Annotated in this window: 19 protein-coding genes; 11 read left to right on the forward strand and 8 right to left on the reverse strand. The window is 72.0% G+C overall.

All coding sequences use genetic code 11. From position 1 onward, the window contains the following. Positions 1 to 46 precede the first annotated feature (46 nt). Entirely contained in the window at positions 47 to 520 is a 474-nt protein-coding gene (locus AB0M70_RS12740) for an indole-3-glycerol phosphate synthase (RefSeq protein WP_365819361.1), read from the reverse strand. Between the two features lie 145 nt (positions 521 to 665). Continuing rightward, on the reverse strand, positions 666 to 1,430 hold the full coding sequence (locus tag AB0M70_RS12745) for a pyrimidine reductase family protein (protein WP_365819363.1): 765 nt from the start codon (positions 1,428 to 1,430) through the stop codon (positions 666 to 668). A gap of 37 nt (positions 1,431 to 1,467) precedes the next feature. Between AB0M70_RS12745 and zapE the strand changes: the two genes are divergently transcribed. Both zapE and AB0M70_RS12755 read left to right on the forward strand, forming a co-directional pair. Further along, positions 1,468 to 2,562, forward strand: coding sequence for a cell division protein ZapE (gene zapE / locus AB0M70_RS12750; RefSeq protein ID WP_365819365.1), 1,095 nt, complete (start codon positions 1,468 to 1,470; stop codon positions 2,560 to 2,562). A gap of 94 nt (positions 2,563 to 2,656) precedes the next feature. Next, positions 2,657 to 4,021, forward strand: coding sequence for an alkaline phosphatase PhoX (locus AB0M70_RS12755; RefSeq protein ID WP_365819367.1), 1,365 nt, complete (start codon positions 2,657 to 2,659; stop codon positions 4,019 to 4,021). A gap of 94 nt (positions 4,022 to 4,115) precedes the next feature. Here the strand turns inward: AB0M70_RS12755 and AB0M70_RS12760 are convergent, their stop codons facing one another. The 5 genes from AB0M70_RS12760 to AB0M70_RS12780 all read right to left on the reverse strand — a co-directional run bounded on the left by AB0M70_RS12760 (position 4,116) and on the right by AB0M70_RS12780 (position 8,692). Next, positions 4,116 to 4,694: a TetR/AcrR family transcriptional regulator gene (locus tag AB0M70_RS12760; RefSeq protein WP_365819369.1), complete on the reverse strand. Its 579-nt coding sequence runs from the start codon at positions 4,692 to 4,694 to the stop codon at positions 4,116 to 4,118. 58 nt (positions 4,695 to 4,752) lie between these two features. Beyond that, positions 4,753 to 5,172: a RidA family protein gene (locus AB0M70_RS12765; protein WP_365819371.1), complete on the reverse strand. Its 420-nt coding sequence runs from the start codon at positions 5,170 to 5,172 to the stop codon at positions 4,753 to 4,755. A gap of 59 nt (positions 5,173 to 5,231) precedes the next feature. After that, the gene (locus AB0M70_RS12770; protein ID WP_365819373.1) at positions 5,232 to 6,437 is read right to left on the reverse strand and encodes a Cmx/CmrA family chloramphenicol efflux MFS transporter; all 1,206 of its coding nucleotides are present in this window, start codon (positions 6,435 to 6,437) and stop codon (positions 5,232 to 5,234) included. A 146-nt stretch (positions 6,438 to 6,583) separates the two neighbouring features. Next, positions 6,584 to 7,030, reverse strand: a complete 447-nt coding sequence (locus AB0M70_RS12775) for a VOC family protein (protein WP_365819375.1) — start codon at positions 7,028 to 7,030, stop codon at positions 6,584 to 6,586. Positions 7,031 to 7,147: 117 nt separating this feature from the next. Continuing rightward, positions 7,148 to 8,692 carry a protein kinase gene (locus tag AB0M70_RS12780; RefSeq protein WP_365819377.1) on the reverse strand — a complete coding sequence of 515 codons (1,545 nt, stop codon included), beginning with the start codon at positions 8,690 to 8,692 and terminating at the stop codon, positions 7,148 to 7,150. Between the two features lie 262 nt (positions 8,693 to 8,954). Here AB0M70_RS12780 and AB0M70_RS12785 point away from each other — a divergent pair, with 262 nt between their 5' ends. Together AB0M70_RS12785 and AB0M70_RS12790 are read left to right on the forward strand one after the other, a co-directional pair. Next, the gene (locus tag AB0M70_RS12785) at positions 8,955 to 9,863 is read left to right on the forward strand and encodes a polysaccharide deacetylase family protein (RefSeq protein WP_365819380.1); all 909 of its coding nucleotides are present in this window, start codon (positions 8,955 to 8,957) and stop codon (positions 9,861 to 9,863) included. A gap of 97 nt (positions 9,864 to 9,960) precedes the next feature. Then, positions 9,961 to 10,182 (forward strand): hypothetical protein, encoded by a 222-nt coding sequence (locus AB0M70_RS12790; RefSeq protein ID WP_365819382.1) that lies wholly within the window; start codon positions 9,961 to 9,963, stop codon positions 10,180 to 10,182. A 35-nt stretch (positions 10,183 to 10,217) separates the two neighbouring features. Here AB0M70_RS12790 and AB0M70_RS12795 read toward each other — a convergent pair whose 3' ends face one another. Further along, positions 10,218 to 10,409, reverse strand: a complete 192-nt coding sequence (locus AB0M70_RS12795; protein ID WP_365819384.1) for a hypothetical protein — start codon at positions 10,407 to 10,409, stop codon at positions 10,218 to 10,220. A gap of 42 nt (positions 10,410 to 10,451) precedes the next feature. On the opposite strand from AB0M70_RS12795, the gene AB0M70_RS12800 reads away from it, so the two are divergent. The 7 genes from AB0M70_RS12800 (at position 10,452) to AB0M70_RS12830 (ending at position 16,428) form a co-directional block, all read left to right on the forward strand. Continuing rightward, complete coding sequence (locus AB0M70_RS12800) at positions 10,452 to 11,198, forward strand: peptidyl-tRNA hydrolase (RefSeq protein WP_365819386.1); 747 nt, start codon at positions 10,452 to 10,454, stop codon at positions 11,196 to 11,198. Positions 11,199 to 11,225: 27 nt separating this feature from the next. Further along, a complete protein-coding gene (locus tag AB0M70_RS12805; RefSeq protein WP_365819388.1) occupies positions 11,226 to 11,921 on the forward strand; it encodes a TetR/AcrR family transcriptional regulator in 696 nt (231 codons plus the stop codon). Between the two features lie 114 nt (positions 11,922 to 12,035). Continuing rightward, positions 12,036 to 12,500, forward strand: a complete 465-nt coding sequence (locus AB0M70_RS12810; RefSeq protein ID WP_365819390.1) for a hypothetical protein — start codon at positions 12,036 to 12,038, stop codon at positions 12,498 to 12,500. 7 nt (positions 12,501 to 12,507) lie between these two features. After that, positions 12,508 to 13,110 (forward strand): TIGR03086 family metal-binding protein, encoded by a 603-nt coding sequence (locus tag AB0M70_RS12815; RefSeq protein WP_365819392.1) that lies wholly within the window; start codon positions 12,508 to 12,510, stop codon positions 13,108 to 13,110. Positions 13,111 to 13,207: 97 nt separating this feature from the next. After that, positions 13,208 to 13,972, forward strand: coding sequence for a DUF4142 domain-containing protein (locus AB0M70_RS12820; protein WP_363209835.1), 765 nt, complete (start codon positions 13,208 to 13,210; stop codon positions 13,970 to 13,972). Positions 13,973 to 14,081: 109 nt separating this feature from the next. Next, positions 14,082 to 15,452 (forward strand): DUF692 domain-containing protein, encoded by a 1,371-nt coding sequence (locus AB0M70_RS12825; protein ID WP_365819394.1) that lies wholly within the window; start codon positions 14,082 to 14,084, stop codon positions 15,450 to 15,452. Between the two features lie 13 nt (positions 15,453 to 15,465). Then, positions 15,466 to 16,428 (forward strand): TIGR04222 domain-containing membrane protein, encoded by a 963-nt coding sequence (locus AB0M70_RS12830; protein WP_365819396.1) that lies wholly within the window; start codon positions 15,466 to 15,468, stop codon positions 16,426 to 16,428. The last annotated feature ends 559 nt before the right edge of the window (positions 16,429 to 16,987 follow it).

Raw genomic sequence — 16,987 nt, forward strand, 5'->3', positions numbered from 1 at the left:
GAGCCCCGCCTGCCCTCCCGCCTGTCCCTGCCGGACGCCGCCAGGCTCAGTCCTTCGCGTGCGAGAACAGCTTCAGGACCGGTACGCCCACCTTGTGCCGCGCCCGCGAGGCCCAGTCCCGGTGGAAGAACTCCTCCACGTAGTGCGGGTCGGTCAGGACGATGACCTCGTCCGCGTTCGACTCGTCGACCAGCTGCTTGAGCGCGTCGAGCGGGTGGTCCTCGATCAGCTGTCCCACTGCCTCGCAGCCCGCCGCCCGCAGCGCCGTCAGCGAGACCTCCAGGGCCTTCTGCGCGGGGGCCGTGGCGTCCTGCCCCTCGGGTACCTCGCCTTCCTTCGCCGCCTCGTCGAGCTCCCCCAGGGCCACGTCGTCGATGGCCCGAAGGAGGCGGTCCGCCTGGTCGCCGCGGGGCTGGAGCAGCACGCGGAAGCTGACCGTCTCGTCGCCGTGCAAGGTGGTGACGAACTCCACGTCGGCGGACGTCAGGGCCTTCTCGATCATCAATACGCTTGTGAACACGACAGGCGCCCTTCTCATCCGTGGGCCGCCGAGTGTCTGTCTCGGCGGGCCCCTGCGGAAACCATCCTGCCCCGTGGCCGCACGGGGTCTGCGACTTTTAGTGTGCCCAACGGAAGCGAAACGGAACGGCCGATTCCGCTGATTGTCAGGTTCGACGGTATCGGGTGAAGAGGAACCCGGCCTCCTCCAGTACGGAAGCCAGTACGAATCGATCCGGCACCGCAAGCGCCGACCCCCAGGCGATCCGCTGCGCGTCCCCCGCGGTGAGCATCGGGGACACCGTCAGACAGAGCTCGTCCAGAGCTCCCGCCGCCACGAACTGGCCGAGCAGCCGGGGCCCGCCCTCCGTGAGCAGCCGGGTCAGGCCGCGTCCGGCCAGGGCAGGCGCGACCCGCTCCGGCTCGACCGCGGTGCCCTCCCCCGCGACCACCACCACGGCGCCCGCCTTCTCGGCCGCCGCGACCCGGTCGGCGGGCGCCGCGGCACCGGTCACCACGAGCGTGGGCACCAGCGGCGAGGTGAAAAGCGGAAGGCTGAAATCCAGGTCGAGGCTCGCGCTGACGACGGCGATCGCGGGCGCCACCGACTGTCCGGCCGCCGCCCTGCGCTCCGCGAAGGCCTCACGCGCGCGTGCCGGGCGGTAACCCTCCTGGCGGACCGTTTCGGCACCGACGACCACGACATCGGCGACCGCACGCAGGGTGCCGAAGATCCGCATGTCCGTGTCGTTCGAGATGGGGTGCGAGCGGCCGTCGTGCTGGGCCGCCCCGTCCAGCGTGGACACCATGTTGGCGCGCAGCCAGGAGGTCGCGTCCGGGGGGTAGGCGTACGCGTCGGCCAGCTCCCCCAGCCCCCACTCTCGTACTGATGTTTCGTCTGTCTGGTCGGTCACAGGGAACAGGCGTCGCATGTCCAGCAGTCTTGCACGGCGCTTAGAGTTAGGAACCGTGTCGTCCTCCACCGCCGCCCCCGGGCAGAGCCCCATAGCCGAAGCGGCTCCCCTGTCGCTGTGCGCCCGCGAGCCCCATGTCCCCGCCGACCGCCTGGTCGCCGAGATGGTGCCGCCGCCGCGCTTCGACTCCGTCCGCTTCGATACGTACATCCCGGACCCGAACCAGCCGAGCCAGACCGAGGCCGTGCGGGTCCTGAGCGGCTTCGCGGCCGGGCTCGGCGGGGCGCACGCCTCCGGCGCGGGCAAGAAGCGCTGGTTCGGCCGCGCCAAGCCCGCGGCGCCCACCGGTCCCCGCGGCGTCTACCTGGACGGTGGCTACGGAGTGGGCAAGACCCACCTCCTGGCCTCCCTCTGGCACGCCACACCCGCGGCGCCCGAGCAGAAGGCGTTCGGCACCTTCGTCGAGCTGACGAACCTGGTCGGCGCACTCGGCTTCCAGCAGACCGTGCGCACCCTCAGCGGCCACCGGCTGCTCTGCATCGACGAGTTCGAGCTCGACGACCCGGGCGACACGGTGCTGGTCTCCTCGCTGCTCGCGCGGCTCGTCGACGAGGGCGTGGCGCTCGCCGCCACCTCGAACACGCTGCCGGGCAAGCTCGGCGAGGGAAGGTTCGCGTCCGCCGACTTCCTGCGCGAGATCCAGGGCCTGGCCACCCACTTCAAGTCGCTGCGCATCGACGGCGAGGACTACCGCCACCGTGGCCTCCCGGAAGCTCCCGCTCCGTACTCGGAGGCGCAGGTCACCCAGGCCGCGTACGCCACCGAGGGCGCGAGCCTCGACGACTTCCCGCAGCTGCTGGACCACCTCGCGCGCGTCCACCCCAGCCGGTACGGGGCGCTCACCGACGACCTCCGGGCCGTCTGCCTCACCGATGTGACGCCCGTGCCGGACCAGTCGACCGCCCTGCGCCTGGTCGTGCTCGCCGATCGCCTGTACGACCGCGAGGTCCCGGTGCTCGCCTCGGGGGTGCCCTTCGACCAGCTGTTCAGCGAGGAGATGCTGAACGGCGGCTACCGGAAGAAGTACTTCCGGGCGATCTCCCGGCTCACCGCGCTGGCGCGGGACGCGAAGAGCCTCGTAAAGCCGTAGCGACTCACCGCTACGCGCGTGGTTCCCGCACGCCTAGGCGCGTGGTACACACATCCGGTCATGTTCCTGTCCGCCAGCAGGAGGTCGACCTTTTATGTCCACGACACGACGTCAGGTGCTAGCCCGTACCGGTGCGGTGGGTGCGGGAATCGCCTTCACCGGCGCCCTCACGGAACTTTTCGCGGGGAGCGCCGCCGCGCAGGGCAAGGCGGGGTACGGGCCGCTGGTGCCCGACCCCGCGGGGCTGCTCGATCTGCCGAAAGGTTTCCGCTACAAGGTCCTCTCGCGGGAGGGCGGCGATCTGCCCTCCGGTGAGGGCAAGGTGCCGAGCAACTTCGACGGCATGGACGCGTTCCGCGGCAAGCGCGGGGGCGTGCATCTCGTCCGCAACCACGAGAACCGCCACAACGGAAGAACCCCCGTGCCCACGGTCAAGGGCCTCACCTACGACCCGATGGGCAAGGGCGGCTGTACGGCGCTCGCGCTCGACCGCCACAACAACGTCCTGAGCGAGCGCGTCGCCATCGCCGGCACCGCGGTCAACTGCGCGGGCGGACGCACCCCTTGGGGCACCTGGCTCACCTGCGAGGAGACCGAGGACAAGGCGGGCACGAACGGCTACACCAAGGACCACGGCTTCATCTTCGAGGTCGACCCCGTCGACCCGCACCGCACCGGAGCCGTGCCGCTCACCGCGATGGGCCGCTTCCAGCACGAGGCGATCGCCGTCGATCCGAGGCGGGGCGTGGTCTACGAGACCGAGGACGCCTTCCAGAAGCCCTTCGGCCTCTTCTACCGCTTCCTGCCCAAGAAGCCCGAGGGCGGCCGCGGTTCGCTGCGCGCGGGCGGCAAGCTGCAGGCCATGCGTGTGCCCGGCGTGCCCGATCTGTCGGCGATCCAGGAGACGGGCGCGTCCTTCGACGGCATCGAATGGGTCGACGTACCTGACCCGCTCGCCGTTCAGACCCCCATCCGCCTCCAGGACTTCGGCCCCAAGGGGATCACGCACGCGCAGAAGCTGGAGGGCTGCTACTGGGGCGGCAGCTCCGTCTACTTCGTGTCGTCCTTCGCGCACAGCGCGGAAGGCTCGGCAGCCGACCACTTCGGGCAGATCTGGCGCTACGAACCGTCGAAGCGCCGCCTCACCCTGGTGATCGTCTTCGGCCCGAGCACCGACATCCAGCTCCCCGGCGAGTCCCCCGACAACATCTGCCTCGCGCCCAGCGGCGGCCTGATGGTGGCCGAGGACGGCGGCGGCGCACAGCACGTGTACGGCGTGACGCGCCGGGGCGAGGTCTACGCGATGGCCCGCGGCCGGCAGAACATCGGCACGCCCGAGGAGCCCGAGTGGGGCGAGTTCGCGGGCGTCTCGTTCTCGCCGGACCACGACACGATGTACGTCAACTGCTACACCCCTGGCACGACGTTCGCCATCACGGGGCCGTGGCACCGGACCTGACGGGGCCTTACGGGATCTGACGGGACCTGACGGGGCCTGAGGGGGCCTGAGGGGGTGCGCGGTGGTTTGCCGCCGCGCACCCCTTTCCCGGTGTTCACAGGTCGGCGAGCGCGCTCTCCACCGTGTCGAGCAGCGCCTGCCGGTCGTCCTGGACGCGGGCGAGGACGCGCAGACCGTAGTACGTGCTCTGCACCCGGCGGGCGACGGTCCGCGCGTCGGCCGTCGACCGGAGCTCGCCCGTGCGCCGACCGGTCGCCACGAGGGCACGCAGCTCCTCCTCCACCAGGTCGAAATTGCGCCGCACCGCGTCCTTGACCTCCGGGTCGAGCCCGCCGATCTCGACGGCCGCGTTGATCGCGAAACAGCCGCGTCCGTCCGCCTCGTCGAGATCGGCGTCCAGGGCGTGGACCATCATGTCCCGCAGCCGTTCCTTGGCCGTGCCCTCGCCCCGCAGGATCGCGACCTGCTCGGCGGTGCTGGTCTCGTGGTAGCGCCGCAGCGCGCGCAGATAGAGCTGACGCTTGCCGCCGAAGGTGTTGTAGAGGCTGGAGGGGCCGAGGCCGGTGCTGTCGCAGAGCGCGCGGGTCGATGTGCCCTCGTAACCGTGGCGCCAGAAGGTGTCCATGGCCGCGGTGATGACGCGGTCCTCGTCGAACTCTCGTGGCCTGGCCATGGACCCCACAGTACGCGTTTTGGAATACCCGTACAAAATACCGCGCCCACCGTTCTCGTCACGTGAGGGCGCCGATGCCCTCGATCTCGATCAGCCACTCCGGATCGGCGAGCGCGGCGACCTGGACGAAGGACTCCGCCGGGAACGGCGGGACGTAGAACTGGGCACGGAGAGCCGCGAAGGCGTCCTGGTGGGCGATGTCGGTGACGAAGACCGTGATCTTCACGGCCTTGTCCAGACCGGAACCGGCGTTCGTGAGGACGGTGGCCAGATTGGTCAGCGCCCTGCGGGCCTGGGCCTCGAAATCTCCGGCGCCGACCGTGACGCCGCGCTCGTCGACCGGCGCCTGCCCCGAGGCGAAGACGAGATCGCCCACGCGGATGCCGAGCGATATCCCGGCGGAGGCGTACCAGTCGGGGCCGGCGGTGACGCGAGTGCGGGTGCGGGTGGGGCTGGAGGTCGCGGGGGTGTGCGTCATGGGATCACTCGTCTCTCGCGTCGGATGAATCGTTGCTCGCATCTGACAGCCCGGCTCTCTCATCGGGCTTGCGGCGTGGGGACCCGCGTACGTTCCGTCGGCACCGTCGCGCCGTCTCGCTCCGCCCGTTGCAGCCGCCAGGCCCAGAGCACCGCCAGCGTCCCGGCCGTGGCGAGGGCGGTGCCGACCCAGGCCACGGAGGCGTAGCCGAAGCCGGCGTCGATGGTGAGGCCGCCGAGGAGCGGGGCCAGGGTGTTGCCGACATTGAACGCGGCCGTGTTGGTGGCGCCGACCAGCGTCGGGGCGGCCGGAGCGAGGGTGAACACCCGTGACTGAAGGGCGGGGTTGGTGACGTAGCCGACGAGACCCAGGAGGAACACCAGCACGATCACGACGACCACGGAACCGGCCGTCAGCGCGAGCACCGCGGAGAAGACGGCGAGCGCCCCGAGCCCCAGGCCGAGGGTCCGCAAGGGGTGGTCCTCGGCCGTGCGTCCGCCGATGGCGAGGCCCACCATCCCGCCGACGCCGAACAAGGCGAGGACCGCGGGCACCCACCCCTCGGGCACTCCGCTCACGTCGGTCAGCAGCGGGGCGAGATAGCTGAAGGTGACGATGACCGCCCCGAAGGTGAAGGCCGTGACGGCGTACGAGAGCCAGAGCTGGGGCCGCGCCATGCCGCGCAGCTCCGCCTTCACCGACGTACGCCCGGCCTCGGGCAGGCCACCGGGGACGACGAGCAGCGTGCAGACGAGGCTGACCAGGGTGGCGGCGGCCACCGCCCAGAACGCGGCACGCCAGCTGGAGTACTGGCTCAGCAGGGTGCCGGCCGGCACGCCGACGACCGTGGCCAGCGTCAGACCGCCCGCCAACACGGCGACCGCCCTGCCCTTGGCCGCCGGCGGCACGAGGGCGACCGCGGTGGCCACGGCCACGCCCCAGTACCCCGCGTACGCGAGGGCGCTGGCCACACGCGTGACGAAGAGGACCCCGTAGCCGGGAGCGAGCGCGCCGATCACGTGGGCGACGACGAACGCCGCCTGGAGGGAGACCAGGGCAGTGCGCCGGGGCCAGCTCAGGGTGGCCACGGCGAGCAGCGGTGCGCCGACGACCATGCCGATCGCGAAGGCGGAGATCAGCAGCCCCGCGTCCGGGATCGACACCCCGAGGTCGGCGGCCATGCCCGGCAGGAGGCCCGACAGCATGAACTCCGAGGTCCCTTGGGTGAAGATGCCGAGCCCCACCACGTACACCGCAGGCGGCATTGCTGCTCCTCCTGATCGCGATTCGCGTTTTGGAGCACTCGCTCCACAATCGACGATCAGGACGCTAGCACATTCTGAATCGGTCGCTTCAAAACAGGCGCGGTCCGAGGCCCCGGTCAGGTCAGGTCAGGTCAAATCAGGTCAGGTCAGCGGGAGACGGAGGCGGCACCCCGGTCGCAGCCGCCCGCCTCGGCTGCCTCGCCCGCCCCGTCCGCCTCGCCCGCCGCGCGCTCCGCCGCACTGCGCAGCACGCAGAACTCATTGCCCTCGGGGTCGGTGAAGACCACCCAGCCGGTGCCGTCGGGATTGCGGCGGTCCGAGGCCACCGTCGCGCCCACCGCCAGGAGCCGTTCCACTTCCGCGTCACGGGGGCTGTCGGGCTGGAGGCAGAGGTGGACGCGGTTCTTCTGGGTCTTGGGCTCGTCGACCTGGGCGAAGTAGAGGTGGAGGCCGGTGGGCAGGGCTATGGCCGCCGTCGAATCACCGGGGCGGTCCTCGTCGTCGAGCGGGTGCCCCACCACCTTGCTCCAGAACCGGGCGAGTTCGTACGCGTCGGCGCAGTCGAAGGCGACGTTGAAGAGGGTCGAGCGCATGGGCGACGGGCCTTTCGTCCTTGGTGTGCTGATTGGTTGTGCTGCTTGGTCGTGCTGTTTGGCCGTGCTGCCTCGCTGTGCCGCGGGGCCGTTGCCGGCGGTCGCCCCATGGTCCGCCTACTTGCCGCACATGGGGACGAGCTTCTCCTCCTCCTCGGTGAGATCGGGACCGGGGGTGTTGCTGCTCCCGCCGGTCTCGTTGCTCTCCGCGGCTCGGCGTTCCGCGTCCTTCTTGCAGGCCGACGCCTGCACGGCGAGCTGCTCGATCTTGGCCTTCGCCTTGTCGCGTGTGTCCTCGGCGATGATCGACTCGACCTGCTTGCGGTGGTACGGCGGGAGGTATTTGAGTTCGATCTCGGGGTGGTCGTCCTCCACCTTCGACATGCTCATCCAGCCGAGCTCCTGGGTGACTCCCCTGTAGAGCGCGACGTGCCCGTCGTGGGCGCCTACGTAGTACCGCGTCTGCGCCCACAGGTAGTAGCCGCCGTACAGGCTGCCGATGAGCATGAGGACCAGCGCGACGGCGAGGATCGTTCCGCGGCGGGACTTACGGAGCGGCCTCCTTCGACCGGTGGCGGCGGCAGCGGGGGCGGAGGTGAGCTCGGGCGCCGATGCCGGGCGCGCCGAGTAGCGCGTGGTGGCTGCGCGAGCCTCGGGCCGAGGCGCAGGGGGCGTACCCCCCGCCGTGCCCGAGCCACTGGCGTGAGGACCAGCGACGGAAGGACCAGCGGCGGAAGGACCGCCGGCGAAAGGCATCGCCGCCACGACACGGCTCTCCGGCCTCTGCGGCTCCGGCCGCACCCTTGTCGCAGGTGGCGCGAGGGGCGCGGGTGGCGCGGACTGGGCGGCCGCCGCGAGCAAGTCCAGCGCCTGCGGAACGGTCGGACGGTCGTCCGGCCTCTTCTCGAGCAGCCCCAGGATCAGGGGCGCGAGTCGGCCCGCATACCGCGGCGGAGGGACGAGTTCGTGCGCCACCGCGTACTGCGAGCCGACGACGGTCGCACGGCGGAACGGCGACACGCCTTCCACGGCCTCGTACAGAGTCGTCCCGAGAGAGAACAGATCGCTCGCCGCATCACCCCGGTGCCCGCGAGCACGCTCCGGGGAGAGGTACGCCACCGAGCCGATGACCACTCCGGTGCCGGTCAGTCCCGCGTCGGCCTCGCTGAACGCGATCCCGAAGTCGGTGAGCAGGACCCTGTTGTCCGCGCTCACCATCACGTTGGCCGGTTTGATGTCACGGTGCACGATGCCCACCCGGTGCGCCGCCTCCAGCGCCCTCAGCACGGCCGTGGCCACCACCTCGACGGCATCGACCCCCAATCGCCCCTGACGGAGGCGGTCCTGCAGGGTGCCACCGGTGACGAGCTCCATCACGATCCACGGCACACCGTCCACGATGACGACGTCGTGCACGCTGACGATGTTGGGGTGGTCCCGCAGCCGTGCCGCGTTGCGGGCCTCACGTATGGCGCGCTCCAGGCGGTGCGCCCTGTCCACGGGCGACAGCTCCGACGGCAGGAACAGCTCCTTGACGGCGACGTCGGTCCGGAGCTGCTCGTCATGGGCCTGCCAGACGCGTCCCATGCCGCCCGCCCCCAGAGTCCGGGCGAGCCGATAGCGACCGCCGATCAGCTCCCCGGGCTGCGCCCCATGTGTCACGGCCCTCCTCCGCTCACTGTCTGCGAGGACCCTCAAGCTGCCAGCAGAATAGCGGCGGCATCGCCTGAGGTGGCCGAACTCGCTGACGTGGCAAGGGAATTGACGACCACCGCGCCACGGTGGCAATCACCGGTCTCGGCAGTAACGTCCTTCACCCCCGCGTACGGGAGGCGGGATCGGCGGTTCGGCCGTCCGGGGTGGCGTGCAGCGGCACGGGCCGCACCTCACCATTTCATCCTTTTTATGTCGATACGTTCGCCGGATGATCGTCCCGACACGCACACTGATCCCGCTGAGACCCGCCCCGCGAGGACGGAAGGCGCTGAGGCTCACCGCCGGCTGCGTCCTCAGCGCCCTCGCCCTCACCACGCTCGCAGCCTGCGGCGCCGAGCCCGCGCCGGGCAACCGCGACCGGACCGAACGCCCCAAGGCGAGCGCCTCGCCCCGCCCCGCGACCCTCGCTCCCGGCCCCGCCGGCCTCACCCCCGTCTTCAAGAACGCCCCCCGCACCCCCGCGTCCGGCTCCCCCACCGTCGCCCTGACCTTCGACGCCGACATGACGGCCGATCAGGGGCCACGTGCCGCGGCGGGTGAGCGGTTCGACAATCCGGCGCTGGTGTCGACGCTGCGGCGCCTGAAGGTGCCCGCGACGTTCTTCATGACGGGGCGGTGGGCCGAGGAGTACCCGGCGCAGGCCAAGGACATCGGCCGGGATCCACTCTTCGAGGTCGCCAACCACTCGTACAGCCACCACGCCTTCACCGACCGCTGCTACGGGCTGCCGACCGTGCCCGCCTCCCGCATGCGCGCCGACGTGGAGCGCGCCTTCGCCGCCTTCCGCAAGGCGGGCGTCGAGCATCAGGTGCCGTACTTCCGCTTCCCCGGCGGCTGCTACGACAAGCGGGCGCTGCGGGCGATCGCCCCCGGCGGTGTCACGGCCGTGCAGTGGGACGTGGTGAGCGGCGACGCCTTCGCGACGGACGCCGACGCCGTGGCCCGGCAAGTGCTCGACGGGGTGCGTCCCGGCTCGGTGGTCGTCATGCACTGCACGCGCAGCGCGGCGCCCACGACGGAGCGCGCCCTGCGGACGATCGTCCCGAAGCTGCGCGAGCGCGGTTTCCGGTTCGTGCGGGTGTCGGAGCAGATCAGGGCGGCGGGCGCACGCGGCTAGGGCAGCAGAATCTCAGGGTCCTGGAGTCCCGGGTTCCTCGAACCCAAGGTCCTGGAGTCCCAGGGTCCTGGAGTCCCAGGGTCCTAGGCTGGAGGGCATGGATGACACCGCCGGGCCCGCCGCCACCAGCCACTCCGCCGACCCTGCCGAGCCCGCCGATCCTGCCGAGCCCGCCGACACCGCCGGTCCCTCCGCCGGCCCGTTCGCCGAGTGCGTGCTGTGCCGCGAGCCCACCGAGTATCCGGAGTCGCACAAGGGCGTGACGCTGTGCCCCGTGTGTGAGTGGCACGAGGCACAGCGCACGGCCTGCTCGGGCTGAGCCCCCTATCTCCGGCCTCCGGCATCGGGGCGCACTCAACCCCTCCGAGACGCCAGCCCGCAGGCCGCCCCCAGCGCCACCGCCCCCGCGACCGGTAGCAACGGCACTGGCACCACGCCGTCCCGCGACCCGGAGACGAGCCCGGTCATGACCGCCTTCGCGGGGGAGCCCGTGGTCACCAGGGAGAGCAGCGAGGCGAGCAGCAGCACGTCGCGGTCATCGCGCAAAGCCCCTGACGGGCTCGATCTTCCGCCTGGCAGACTGGACGCGTGAGCAGCGACCAGACCGCCGGGACTTCCCAGCCGCAGGACACCCCAGACCCCCAGGACAGCCCCTTCCGCGTGGAGCAGACGTCACGCGACGAGGCACCGCAGTACGTACTGCCGCTGGTGGCCCGCATCGAGCGCGCCGAGCCTCCGCACCGTATGGACGCCCTGGAGACCGCCGCCCGCGCGGTGCTCGTCATGCTCGGCGACGAGCGGTCCCTCGGCGACGGCGAGTGGGCGCAGGCCATGCGTGACTGGCAGGACGCCAGGATCCGCAAGGTGGTCCGGCGGGCCCGCGGCGCCGAGTGGCGGCGGGCCGAGGCACTGCCCGGCATCACGGTCACGGGCAAGTCGGCGGAGGTCCGCGTGTTTCCCCCGGTGCCGTTGGACGGCTGGCCCAAGGATCTGGCCCGGCTCCAGGTCTCGGGCACGGACCTGGACGACCCGGAGGCGGTGCCGCCCGCGGACGCGACCGCGCCGGTCCTGTGGATGAGCCCCGATGTCGACATGTCGGCGGGCAAGGCGATGGCGCAGGCCGGGCACGGCGCCCAACTCGCCTGGTGGGAGCTGTCGGACGAGGAGCGCGTGGCCTGGCGGGACGCCGGTTATCCGCTTTCCGTGCGCACCCCGGACGCCGCGCGCTGGGGCGAACTCGTGGCGAGCGGCCTGCCGGTGGTGCGGGACGCTGGCTTCACGGAGATCGCCCCCGGCTCCTGCACCGTGGTCGCCGACCACCCCGCCCTGCGCTGAGCCGGGCACGGCGTTGAGGAGATCCACATGGCAGGCGAGGTCGACGTGAGCGCGGACGGAACCGGCGCGAGCTCGGGCGCGGCGAGTGCCAAGCTGGACGGGCGCGTCGAGCGCGGCAACCAGACCCGGCGTCTCGTCCTGCGCCGCACGGTCGACATCGCCTCGGTCGAGGGCCTGGACGCGCTCTCCACCGGCCGTCTCGCCACCGAGCTGAAGCTCAGCAAGAGCGGGGTCTTCGCGCTCTTCGGCTCCAAGGAGGAACTACAGCTCGCGACCGTACGCGCGGCGGGCCGCATCTTCCTGGACGCCGTGGTGGAACCGGCCAGGCAGTCGGCGCCCGGCCTCGACCGCGTACGGCAGCTGTGCGCGCGCTGGCTCGACTACTCGGAACAGCGGGTCTTTCCCGGCGGCTGCTTCTTCTACGGGGTGATCGCCGAGTTCGACGCCCGCGAGGGCGCCGTGCACGACGCGCTGGTCCGCGCCAACCGTGACTGGACCGGCCAGGTGGAGCGCTGCCTCGCCGAGGCGCGCGACACCGGCGAACTGCTCCCGGACACCGATGTCCCCCAGCTCGCCTTCGAGCTCATCGCGCCGATGGAGACGGCGAACGCGCACTCGGTGCTGCACGACGAGCCGGACGCCTACCGCAGGGCGGCCGTCGCCATCACGGCACGGCTGCGTGCGGCGGCGACAGATCCGTCGCGGGTGCCCCAACTTCCCTGATTTTCCCCAACTGCTCTGATTCTCCTCAACTTCCCTGATTTTCGGCGAGGTTCCTGCCAGAGCAACCTCGTCAAACAAGTAGCACGACCGTTCGTTTAGTTTTACGCTCCTTGCATGCCTTCACTGATCCCGCGATCGATCTCCCGCTCACCCTGGCAACCCGGCCCCGAGGCGCCCACCCCTGACCAGGTCCTGGTGAGCCTCACGGAGTTCACCGCCCGCCGTCACTCCCAGATCCTCCCGATCGCCCTGTCGGGGCTGCGGCTGCGCCGGAGTTGGCCTCGTACGCCCGGCGCCGTCGGCATGTGGCTCTGGACCGACCCGTGGCGCAAGCGCTCGGGTTCCGTCTCGGTCTGGACCGACGAACGGTCGCTGTACGCGTTCGTCGGGCGCCCCGACCACGTACGGATCGTCCGCGCGCACCGGGACCGGGGCGAGATGCGCGCCACCGCCTGGGCGCTGGACCGATTCGATCCCGGCGACGTCTGGGCCGCCGCGCACTCCCTGATCACCGGACCGGACCCCATCGGCTCAACTCCGTTGCCACCCCGCGCCGTTCACGCCACGGAAAGTGAGTGACACCCGCATGACGGACCTCATCGCACTCGACCGCACCGCCCTCCAGGAATCCCTGCGCGTCCTGCGCGCGGCCCGCGACACCGACTGGGAGCGCCCCTCCCCCTGCGCCGGCTGGACGCTGCGCGACCTGGTCGCGCACATGGCCGCTCAGCACCACGGGTTCGCGGCGGCGGCTCGCGGGACGGGCGACGACCGTACGTACTGGATCGCGCCGGACCTCGGACGCGACCCGGTCAAGGTGTACGAGGAAGCGGTGCGCCACGTGCTGGCCGCGTTCGCCGAAGAGGGCGCCCTGGAGCGGGGGTTCACGCTTCCCGAGATCGGTGGGACGTTCACCGGACGGATCGCCGTCGGCTTCCATTTCCTGGACCACGTGGTGCACGCCTGGGACGTGGCGACGACCGTCGGCGTCGGCCTCGACCTCCCCGCGCCGGTGGTCGGTGCCGCGCTCGAGATCGCCCGCCGGGTGCCGAAAGATCCCGAACTGCGGGGGCCGGGCGCGGCGTTCGCGCCCGCCCTGCCCACGCCGGAGGACGCATCCCCGCTGGAGGAGATGCTGGCACTCCTGGGGAGGTCGCCCACCTCACACAACGGCCGGGCAAAGCGTTGAACATCACGCACGCATCTTCCGTATCCCCTGGTACCAGGAAGTAGCTTGCCTCACGGCAGGTCGACGGGCAGGTAGACGGGCAGGAAGGCACGGCACATTGCGGCGCATCAACGGCACGGCTCTGATCATCGCGGCACTCGTGGTCACCTTGGGCGCGCTCGCGTTCCCGATGTGGTCCTACGCGGACCGTTCGGGCACGGGGCCCGCCAATCTGGCCGCCGGTTCGGTGGCCACCCAGTGGGGTCCGCTCTCGGCGGCCGACCGGGATCTGCTCGTGAAGGTGCGGCTCGCCGGCCTGTGGGAGCTGCCCGCCGGCCAGCAGGCCGTCGAGCGCGCGCCGACCGAGGCGATCAAGGAAGCCGGTGACCATCTCATCGTCGGCCACACCGATCTCGACAAGCGGGCCCGCGCGGTGGCGGCGCAGCTCGGCGTGGAGCTGCCGAACCAACCCACCGCCCAACAGCAGGGCTGGCTGCAGGAGTTGACCGAGGCCGAAGGGATGGAGTACCAGCGCAAGTTCGCGAATCTGCTGCGGGTCGCGCACGGCAAGGTGTTCAGCGTGATCGCGCAGGTGCGGGACAGCACCCGCAACACGCTCATACGGCAGCTGGCCAGCGACTCGAACCAGACGGTCCTCGACCACATCACGATGCTGGAGGCCACCGGACTCGTGGACTTCGACGACATCGCCAACGGCGGCGCGGCGACCGCGACGGCCAGCCCCAGCGGTCCGCCGCCGCCCTCCGGCGTCCCCCCGGTGCCCCCGCCGGCCGGTCCGACCGGCGATGTGTCCACGACGTCACGGCCCTCGCCCGCGCCGCCCGGCGAGGTCAACACGAACCGGCCGGAACCTCAAATGTAGCTCTGAACGTCCCCCCTCAGGGGTTCGGCCGCTTCGGCCGGGGCCATGACTCCTGCACACGTTCACAAGACACGGGCGCGACGCGGGGTCTTGGCGGAGGAGGGGGATCATGAAACATCTGGGGACCGGAATCGGGTGGCGTCCGGAGATAGCGGACGCCGTGGAGAGGATGCCCGGCATCGACTGGGTCGAGGCCGTCTCGGAGAACCTGTGCCCCGGGCACCTCCCCGATTCCCTCCTGCGCCTGCGGGAACGCGGGGTCACGGTCGTGCCGCACGGCGTCTCGCTCGGCCTCGGCGGCGCCGACCGCCCCGACGAGTCGCGCCTGGCCGCGCTCGCCGAGCGCGCGCAGGTGCTCGGCTCGCCGTTGGTCACCGAGCACATCGCGTTCGTACGCGCCGGGGGGCCGCTGACGGCCTCGCAGCCGCTGGAGGCGGGCCATCTGCTTCCGGTGCCGCGCACGCGTGACGCCCTCGACGTGCTGTGCGAGAACGTGCGCATCGCGCAGGACGCGCTGCCGGTACCGCTCGCCGTGGAGAACATCGCGGCGCTGATCTCCTGGCCCGGCGAGGAGATGACGGAGGGGCAGTTCCTGTACGAGCTCGTCGAGCGCACCGGCGTACGTCTCCTCATCGATGTCGCCAACCTCCACACGAACCACGTCAACCGCGGCGAGGACCCGTCCAAGGCCCTGGACGAACTGCCGGTCGAGGCCATCGCGTACGTCCATGTCGCGGGCGGCTTCGAGCGGGACGGCGTCTGGCACGACAGTCACGCCCACCCGGTGCCCGAGCCGGTCCTGGCGATCCTGTCGGACCTGGCGGCCCGGGTGAGCCCGCCGGGTGTCCTGCTGGAACGGGACGAGAACTTCCCGGCGCCGCAGGAGCTGGAGCGGGAGCTCGACGCGATACGGGAGAGGGTGCGGACGAAGGCGCCCGCGTCCGGCGAGTGCGCTATCGGCACGGCGCGGGATGCCGGTGCGGATGCCGGTGCCGGTGCCGGTGGGCCCGACGCGGCCACGGCGTCCGCAGCCGCCTCCGCGGGCTCCGCCTCCGCCGCCTCCGCCGCCGCCCGTCAGCGGCTCGCCCTCGCGCAGACCGCGCTCCTTTCCGCCCTGGTGGCCAGGACGCCCGCGCCCGAGGGCTTCGACCGGGCCCGGCTGACCGTGCAGAGCCGGGCGTTGACCGGCAAGCGGGCGGACGTCGTGGCGAAGGTGGCGCCCGAGCTGCCGGAGATCCTCGGCGAGCGCTATCGCACGGAGTTCTTCGCGTACGCCCAGTCGCGGCCGATGTCCGGCGGCTACCGGCGTGACGCGCTGGACTTCGCCGAGCGGCTGCTGCTCGCCGGGCTGCCCGAGGACGCGGAGGCACGGGGCAGGCTGACCCGGTGGTGGCTCGACCGGTCCGGGCCCGCGCCGCTGGACGCGCGGCCCGTCACCCGGTGGCTGCGGGCGGCGCGGTTCGCGCTGCGCCGGGGTTAGGGAGGCGACGGCCGTGCAGATCCTGTCCCTCTGTTTCGCCCTGCTGGTCGCGGCCTCCTCGGCCGCTCTGCTCGTCGGCGTCTCCCGCATGCGGCAGGCCGCGCCGCCGCAGTCCGACGCCCGGCACGGCGCGGTGTTCGACCCCTTGGAGGCCGCGTTCCTGGGCGGTGGCCCCGGCAGGGTCGCCGACGCCGTGATCGCTGCGATGCACGAGGACGGGCGCCTGGTGGTCGCGTTCCCCGGCGTCGTCGCGCTCCAGTCCACCGAGGTCCGCAACCCGGTGGAGGGTGCGGTGCTCCAGGCGCACGAGGCCGCGCCGAGCGGCGCCCTGCACTGGCTGCGCATCGGCGTGATGCGCAGCCCCGCCGTGCAGGCGATCGGCGACACGCTGGCCCGGCGGGGGCTGCTGGTGCGCCCCGAGGCCGTCGACCGCCTGCGGCGGCGCAAGCACCGGCACCACGCCCTGGTCTTCGTCGGGTTCTTCCTGGTCATCGGCGTCATCGCCGTCGAGGACGGCGACGGCCCCTCATGGGATCCCGTGAGCGCGTCGACGATCCTGCTGATCGTGGCCTGGTTGCTCGGCGCCCTGGTCAGCCTGCTCGGCGGCCGGGTCACCCGCACGCGGGTGACCGCCACGGGGCGGACCGCCCTCGCGGAGTACCGCGCGGCGGGCGCGCTCGCGCCGGGGGCGGCGTACCGCGTGGCCGTCGAAGGCCTGGTCGGCGTCCTCGACCCCGACCTGCGCGCACAACTCCAGGCCGCGCACCGCGTCCGCCCGGGTCGTACGGCAGCAACCTCCTCGTCGTACGCAAGCTCCGGCTCAAGCACCATCGCGTGGTGCGGGGGCACAGGAAACAACGCGACCTGCGGCGGCACAAGCTGCGGAAGCTCGGGCGGCTGCGGGGGCGGGGGCTCCTCATCCTGCGGCGGCGGAGGGGGAGGCGGCTGCGGGGGCGGCGGAGGGGGCAGCTCGTAGGGCCCTCCTGCCGGGCTTTGGCGGAGAAGGGTCGGCGCGTGGTGCGGGGGCGCGGAGAAGCAACTCGGTACGCGGCGGCGCAAGCTGCCGGGGGGATAGCGGCTCGTCGTCCTGCGGCGGCGGAGAGGGCAGTTCGTAGAGCCCTCCTGCCGGGCTCCCTCCCCGGGGCGGGAGGGGATGTGTGCGCTCGGCAGCGGCGGCGCAAGCTGCGGAAGTTCCGGCGGCGGAGGAAGGGGCACTTCTAGGGCCTTCCTGCCGGTCTTGGCGGAGAAGGGCCGGCGCGCGGTGCGGCGGCACGGGAAGCAACTCGGCATGCGGCGGCGCGAGCTGCGGGGGTAGCGGCCCGTCGTCCTGCGGCGGCGGAGGGGCGGCAGCTGCGGGGGCGGCGGAGAGGGCAGCTTCCAAGGTCCTTCTGGCGGGGCTTCCTCCCCGGGGCGGGAGGGGATATGTGCGCTCGGCGTGCCGCGAGCGCGGGGCCCCCGCACCCCGCAGGCGTGGGCGGTGGCGACCGCGGGCCGGTTCGTGGCCTTCGGCGCGGCCACAGTGCCCGCCCCGCATC

This window comes from Streptomyces sp. NPDC051214 (genome assembly GCF_040682375.1).
Classification (GTDB): Bacteria; Actinomycetota; Actinomycetes; order Streptomycetales; family Streptomycetaceae; genus Streptomyces.

Coding starts and splice junctions, on each gene's coding strand:
- AB0M70_RS12745 (WP_365819363.1), bottom strand. CDS start 1,430: ATGCGACGCCTGTTCCCTGTGACCGACCAGACAGACGAAACATCAGTA.
- AB0M70_RS12755 (WP_365819367.1), top strand. CDS start 2,657: ATGTCCACGACACGACGTCAGGTGCTAGCCCGTACCGGTGCGGTGGGT.
- AB0M70_RS12760 (WP_365819369.1), bottom strand. CDS start 4,694: ATGGCCAGGCCACGAGAGTTCGACGAGGACCGCGTCATCACCGCGGCC.
- AB0M70_RS12765 (WP_365819371.1), bottom strand. CDS start 5,172: ATGACGCACACCCCCGCGACCTCCAGCCCCACCCGCACCCGCACTCGC.
- AB0M70_RS12770 (WP_365819373.1), bottom strand. CDS start 6,437: ATGCCGCCTGCGGTGTACGTGGTGGGGCTCGGCATCTTCACCCAAGGG.
- AB0M70_RS12775 (WP_365819375.1), bottom strand. CDS start 7,030: ATGCGCTCGACCCTCTTCAACGTCGCCTTCGACTGCGCCGACGCGTAC.
- AB0M70_RS12785 (WP_365819380.1), top strand. CDS start 8,955: ATGATCGTCCCGACACGCACACTGATCCCGCTGAGACCCGCCCCGCGA.
- AB0M70_RS12790 (WP_365819382.1), top strand. CDS start 9,961: ATGGATGACACCGCCGGGCCCGCCGCCACCAGCCACTCCGCCGACCCT.
- AB0M70_RS12805 (WP_365819388.1), top strand. CDS start 11,226: ATGGCAGGCGAGGTCGACGTGAGCGCGGACGGAACCGGCGCGAGCTCG.
- AB0M70_RS12810 (WP_365819390.1), top strand. CDS start 12,036: ATGCCTTCACTGATCCCGCGATCGATCTCCCGCTCACCCTGGCAACCC.
- AB0M70_RS12815 (WP_365819392.1), top strand. CDS start 12,508: ATGACGGACCTCATCGCACTCGACCGCACCGCCCTCCAGGAATCCCTG.
- AB0M70_RS12825 (WP_365819394.1), top strand. CDS start 14,082: ATGAAACATCTGGGGACCGGAATCGGGTGGCGTCCGGAGATAGCGGAC.